General features: G+C 67.4%; 6 protein-coding genes. 1 reads left to right on the plus strand and 5 read right to left on the minus strand.

All coding sequences use genetic code 11. The annotated features are described in order from the left end of the window. Positions 1-18 precede the first annotated feature (18 nt). The 5 genes from pyrH to ITP53_RS57145 form a co-directional block, all read right to left on the minus strand. The gene (gene pyrH / locus ITP53_RS09100) at positions 19-717 is read right to left on the minus strand and encodes a UMP kinase (RefSeq protein ID WP_236050613.1); all 699 of its coding nucleotides are present in this window, start codon (positions 715-717) and stop codon (positions 19-21) included. A gap of 145 nt (positions 718-862) precedes the next feature. Next, entirely contained in the window at positions 863-1,696 is an 834-nt protein-coding gene (tsf, locus tag ITP53_RS09105) for a translation elongation factor Ts (RefSeq protein WP_195894874.1), read from the minus strand. 634 nt (positions 1,697-2,330) lie between these two features. Beyond that, on the minus strand, positions 2,331-3,284 hold the full coding sequence (rpsB, locus tag ITP53_RS09110) for a 30S ribosomal protein S2 (protein WP_195894875.1): 954 nt from the start codon (positions 3,282-3,284) through the stop codon (positions 2,331-2,333). Positions 3,285-3,861: 577 nt separating this feature from the next. Then, positions 3,862-4,473, minus strand: a complete 612-nt coding sequence (locus ITP53_RS09115; protein WP_195894876.1) for an ArsR/SmtB family transcription factor — start codon at positions 4,471-4,473, stop codon at positions 3,862-3,864. 97 nt (positions 4,474-4,570) lie between these two features. Next, positions 4,571-4,864, minus strand: a complete 294-nt coding sequence (locus tag ITP53_RS57145; RefSeq protein WP_236050627.1) for a hypothetical protein — start codon at positions 4,862-4,864, stop codon at positions 4,571-4,573. Here ITP53_RS57145 and ITP53_RS09120 point away from each other — a divergent pair. Then, on the plus strand, positions 4,806-6,000 hold a 1,195-nt coding region (locus tag ITP53_RS09120; protein WP_236050626.1), incomplete at its 3' end, for an MFS transporter. The genes ITP53_RS57145 and ITP53_RS09120 overlap by 59 nt on opposite strands.

The raw sequence follows: 6,000 nt of genomic DNA on the forward strand, positions 1-6,000 counted from the left end.
CGGTTCGGGCTCGCTCCCTCATTTGCCTGCGGGACTCACCAGCGTGCCGATTTTCTCACCGCGGACCGCTCGAAGGATGTTGCCCTCGCCCATGAGGTCGAAGACCACGATCGGCAGATCGTTGTCCTTGCACAGGCTGATCGCGGTCGCGTCCATGACCGCGAGGTCGCGGAGCAGCACCTCGCCGTAGTCAAGGTGGTCAAACCTGACCGCATCCGGATTTTTCCGTGGATCGGAGTCATAGATCCCGTCCACCTGCGTCCCCTTGAGCAGCGCCTCGGCGCCGATCTCCAGGGCCCGCTGGGATGCCGCGGTGTCGGTGGAGAAGAACGGCGAGCCGAGCCCGGCGCCGAAGATGACCACGCGTCCCTTCTCGAGGTGCCTGATCGCGCGGCGCGGCAGGAACGGCTCGGCCACCTGCTGCATGGTGATGGCGGTCTGCACGCGGGTCTCGATGCCCCGCCGTTCGAGGAAGTCCTGCAGTGCCAGGCAGTTGATGACCGTGCCGAGCATGCCCATGTAGTCGGCCCTGGCCCGGTCGATGCCTCCCTCTGAAAGGGTGACGCCACGGAACATGTTGCCGCCGCCGACCACGACCGCGACCTGCACACCCTCTTTGACGGCCTCGGTGATCGAATCGGCCAGATGATCGACGACCACCGGATCGATGCCCAGCGGCTCGCTACCGGCGAACGCCTCTCCTGACAACTTCAGCATCACCCGCTTCCACCTGAGCGGAGCTTGCGGGTTGTGAGATGAGGAAGCCGCCGTCCGTGTGGATTCGTGGGCTGACTCCCGATGGTCCTGCACGGCGGCGGCCTCCTTCATTCGGTGGATCGATGGGCTGAGGGCTTGCTCAAGCCTAAGCCTGACCAACCTTGAAGCGGACAAAAGCCAGCACTTCTACGCCATTCTCCTGGGCGTACTTGCCCACGCTCTTCTTGTTGTCCTTGACGAAGGCCTGCTGAAGCAGCGTGAAGTCCTTGTACCAGCCGTTGACGCGGCCCTCGACGATCTTGCCGATGGCGGCCTCGGGCTTGCCCTCCTCGCGGGTCATCTCCTCGAAGAGCTTGCGCTCCTTCTCGACGACCTCAGCAGGTACGGAGTCGGCCTTGAGGTACTGCGGGGCCATGGCGGCGGCGTGCTGCGCGATGTCCTTGGCCACGTCGGCGTTCGGCTTGTCCAGCTGGACCAGCACGCCCACCGCCGGCGGCAGCGCCGGGTCGGTGCGGTGCATGTAGGCGCCGATGTAGCCGCCCTCCAGCACCGTGAAGCGGCGGATCTCGATCTTCTCGCCCAGCGCGGCGTTGGCGAGGTCGAGGTGCTCCTTGACGCTCTTGCCGTCGAAGGTGGACTCCAGCAGCGTCGCCACATCGGCGGGCTTGGTCGCGAGGACGTGGTCGACCACCTGGCCGGCCAGCTCCTGGAACCGCTCGCCCTTGGCCACGAAGTCGGTCTCGCAGTTGAGCTCGACGAGCGCGGCGGAGGAGTCGCCGTCCTGCTTGAGCGCGACGAGGCCGTTGGAGGCGGTACGGGCCTCACGCTTGCCCACGTCCTTGGCGCCCTTGAGGCGCAGCAGTTCGATGGCGCGGTCGAAGTCGCCCTCGGACTCCTCGAGTGCCCTCTTACAGTCCATCATGCCGGCCGCGGTGATCTCGCGAAGCCGCTTGACGTCGGCCATGTTCACGGAAGCCATTGCTCTTTTTCCTTGTGGGATTTCGTCGTCATCGTGGATCGGGGGGGCACCGGGATCCGCCACCCACCCTGGGTCGGTACGGCAGGCGCGTACCGTACAGGAGCCTTCGTTCTGCTCGGGGCTCGGGTCAGCCCGGCTTCGCCGCTGCTTCGCTCGGCGTACTGCCCAGCCTCGCCTCGGCCTACCATCTCAGCTCAGCCACCACCTCATACCGGCACTCGGACCTCAGCCCGGCCACATCGGCCCCGACGCGCTCGCCCCGGCTTACCGGTTGTGCCCAGTGTCGCCTCACCCGGCTTGCCGTCCTGGCTCAGGCGTTTGCCCAGTCAGGACGCGCACCTTGCTCAGCCGATCATCCGGGAGGCCCTGTCCCCTGGCCGCCTGCCGGCAACCGGTGGTGTCGCCTTATTCAGGTGTATCGCCTTGCTTACCCGACCTACGACCACGGCCCCACCCGAAAGATGCGAGTTCGTGGCCACAGGATCGCGGGCCTCAGCCCTGCCCGAGCCGACAGCGACGGCAATGGAGATCGCGGTCGCCTGCGGGCCACCTGGCCGAGCCGCCTCGCCGGCCGCTCAACTCACGTATACCCACCGCCACCGTCACCCCCATTGCCATCGCCATCGCTATGTGATCAGGCCTGCTGCTCGGTCTCGCCCTCGGCGGCGGCCTCGGCCGGAGCCTCGGGGGCAGCGGCCTCAGCCGGAGCAGCCTCGGGGGCGGCGGCCTCGACCGGAGCGGCCTCGTCGGCGGCGGTCTCGTCGGCAGCGGTCTCCGCGGGAGCAGCCGCGGCCTCGTCGGCCGCCCGCTCGCCGGTGCCCTGCTCGATGAGCTCGCGCTCCCACTCGGCCAGCGGCTCCGCGGCGGCCGGCTTCTCGTCACCGCGGGCGGCGCCGGAGCGGGCCATCAGACCGGCGGCGACACCGTCGGCGACGACCCGGGTCAGCAGCCCGACGGCGCGAATGGCGTCGTCGTTGCCCGGGATCGGATAGTCGACCTCGTCGGGGTCGCAGTTGGTGTCGAGGATCGCGACGACAGGGATGCCAAGCTTCTTGGCCTCGCTGATCGCGATGTGCTCCTTCTTGGTGTCGACGACCCACACCGCGCTGGGCACGCGGCCCATGTCACGGATGCCGCCGAGCGTACGCTCGAGCTTGTCCTTCTCCCGGCGCCGCATGAGGAGCTCCTTCTTGGTGAGCCCCGAGGCCGCGACGTTGTCGAAGTCGAGCTCCTCGAGCTCCTTCAGGCGCTGCAGCCTCTTGTGCACGGTGGAGAAGTTGGTGAGCATGCCACCCAGCCAGCGCTGGTTGACGTACGGCATGCCAACCCGGGCGGCCTGCTCGGAGATTGCCTCCTGGGCCTGCTTCTTCGTGCCGATGAACAGGATCGTGCCGCCGTGGGCGACGGTCTCCTTGACGAAGTCGTAGGCGCGGTCGATGTAGGACAGCGACTTCTGCAAGTCGATGATGTAAATGCCGTTGCGCTCGGTGAAGATGAAGCGCTTCATCTTCGGGTTCCAGCGCCGGGTCTGGTGACCGAAGTGAACGCCGCTCTCGAGCAGCTGTCGCATGGTGACGACGGGGGCCATGTGCTGGTCCTCCAGGTCTTGGCGCCCTGCGGATGGGCGCGGTTCTCGGTTGTGCCGCGGCAGCGCGTTGTCTACCGCCCTGATGCCCCGAAACCGCTCCCGCCGGGCCGTGGCCCGGACCGATGGCGCGGTCCGCAGTGGGGCATGCGAAGTCGGCCTGTGTCACAGGCCACCGAAAAGTCTACCTCCCACACCGCCCCAGCCCGACCGTCTACGGTCAAACGGACATCCCGCTCCTCCCCCACATCTCCCCCCGCTCTTACCAAACCCACTCCACCCCGACACACGTTCCCTTGTTCCGGAAACCCCTCGTTCCGGAAACGCCGCCTGGTCGCGGCCATCGCCAAGGTGCAGTTCATCGCCGCCGCCGGGTTCCTGGGAGCCGCGTCTCCCAAACAGCACTACCGTCCCGTCGCCGCGACGGGTGACGCACGTTCAGGAGCCACCGCCCCACCCCGGGGACTCGCAGTCTCCCACCCCGGGGATGGCGTCCCACGCGATCCACGGCCGCGTCGGGCGACGCACCCCCATTCGGGGAGTTGCCGGCAGAAAGGCCGGCTCGCACGCCGTCTCCGGCTCAGCTCGCGTCGTGATCCTCGGTCGGCAACCCAGGGGCCGCCCTCTTCTCCACCGGGAAGAGGTTGACCTGCACCTCAGCGATCCTGGCCCCGCTCGGCGCGTCCTGCTCACCCCGACGAAGAGCCACATACGGCTCAATGATCTTCTCGATCGCCTCGTTCAGCTGCGCCATTTCCTGAGCATCGACCCTGATCCTCGTACGGTTGAAGCGCGTCGCGTCACGCCACTCCTCGGGCTCCCTGAAGTTGGCCAGCGCGCGATCGGCCGCCGCGTTGGCCTCCCGCCGGAACGCCGACATCACCAGCACCTTCGCATCCCGAACATCGGGCGAGTCATCGGACCGCACGCCGACGCTGAGCGGCCTGTCGACGGCCTTCCACAACCGCTCCCGGCCGTCCCCACGGGGCGGCGCATCCTCGACGAATCCGTACTTCGCCAACATCCGCAGGTGATAGCTGGCTGCGCTGGGTGTGATCCCCGCGCTCTCCGCCACCTCCGTCGCGGTAGCGCTGCCTTCGACGCCCAGCCTGTTGAGAATCGACAACCTCGCCGGGTGGGCCAGCGCCCGCATGGCTTTGGGATCGCTGAGCCCCGCACTGTCCCGCGTCATGTGCCAAAGGTACCCACACCAAGTATGAAGTATTGCCTTCAGAGTTATGAAGGGATACCTTCACATCTATGAAGCATTCCCTTCAGAACTTCCGCGCTCACCGTCCCCGACCCGCGACCCCAACGCCTTCGAACCGGCCTCCCCACCACCCCAGCGGCGGCGACACCCCTACCACTCCATCCCTGGCGTCCGCTGCATCCCGGACCTCCACCTCATCTGCGGCGTCCGCTCCATCCCCGACCTCCACTCCATCAATGACCTCAACCTGCCTGCCATCGCCGACCGCGTCCCCGAGCGATCCGATCCCCCTCAGAAAGCAACGTGACTTCCGGCTGCTCTGGACCGCCCGGACGATTTCCGTGACCGGCTCGGAGGTATCGAAGCTGGCCATCCCGCTGACCGCGGTGACTTTGCTGACCGCTTCCCCCTCCCAGATGGGGCTGCTGACGGCGGCCGCCTCGGTGCCCGCTCTCCTGTTCGGCCTCCAGTCGGGCGCCATCGCCGACCGGCTCACCCGGCACCGGCCACTGATGATCGCCTGCGAACTCGTCTCGTGCGCTGTCGCCGTCACGGTCCCGCTCGCGTGGCTCCTCGGCCTCCTGAACGTCACCTGGTTGATCGTCGTCGCCCTGGTGATCGGCTCAGCCGCGGTGTTCTTCAGGGCAGCGAACTTCCCCCACATAGCGGCGGTCGTACCCTCAGCCCAGCGAACCGAGGCGATGGCCGGCTTCCAAGCCTCCTACTCGGTCGCCTCTGTCAGCGGCCCCAGTCTGGCCGGCCTCTTGGTCCAGATCCTCACGGCGCCGCTCGCCGTACTGGCGGAGGCATTGTCGTTCCTGACCTCGGCGGTGCTGCTCCGCGCCATCCGAACCCCGGAACGCAACCAACCCGCGCCCTCCCGAGGCATGTGGCGCGACGTGGTGGAAGGCCTGAGGGCCAGCATCACCCACCCCGTACTCCGGGCGCTCCTGGGCGCGGGCGTCACGATCAACTTCTTCGCCATGGCGTACACGGCCATCTACATGCTCTACATGGTCAACACACTCAGCATCCCCAAAGCCCTGATCGGCGCCCTCATCACCCTGAGCGGCGTAGGCGGCCTGCTGGGCGCCTGGATCACGGCACGGCTGTCAAAACGCTACGGCGAGAACCGCGTCCTCGTCATCTCGGTCGTCTTCTTCCCCATCGAGATCCTTGCGGTAGGCCTCGTGACCGGCCCTCTCTGGTGGAAGCTCACCGCGCTGGCGTTGACGGGCACGATCACCGGCGCCATTGTCGTAGCCTTCGCCACCTGCATGGGCGCCATCACCCTTCGCGAAACCTCCCCAGAACTCCGCGGCCGAGTGAACGCCACCGTGACCTTCGCGGTGCAGGGCGTCCTGGCCCTCGGTGGCCTCGCCGGCGGCATCCTCGCCGAATTCCTCGGCCTACGTCCGGTCATCCTCATCTGCGCAGCCGGCATAGCGCTGAGCGCCATCTGGATCTGGACTTCCCCCCTACGCCCCCATCACCATCGCCTTCCAATCC

It is taken from the genome of Nonomuraea cypriaca (assembly GCF_015645445.1).
GTDB lineage: Bacteria > Actinomycetota > Actinomycetes > Streptosporangiales > Streptosporangiaceae > Nonomuraea > Nonomuraea cypriaca.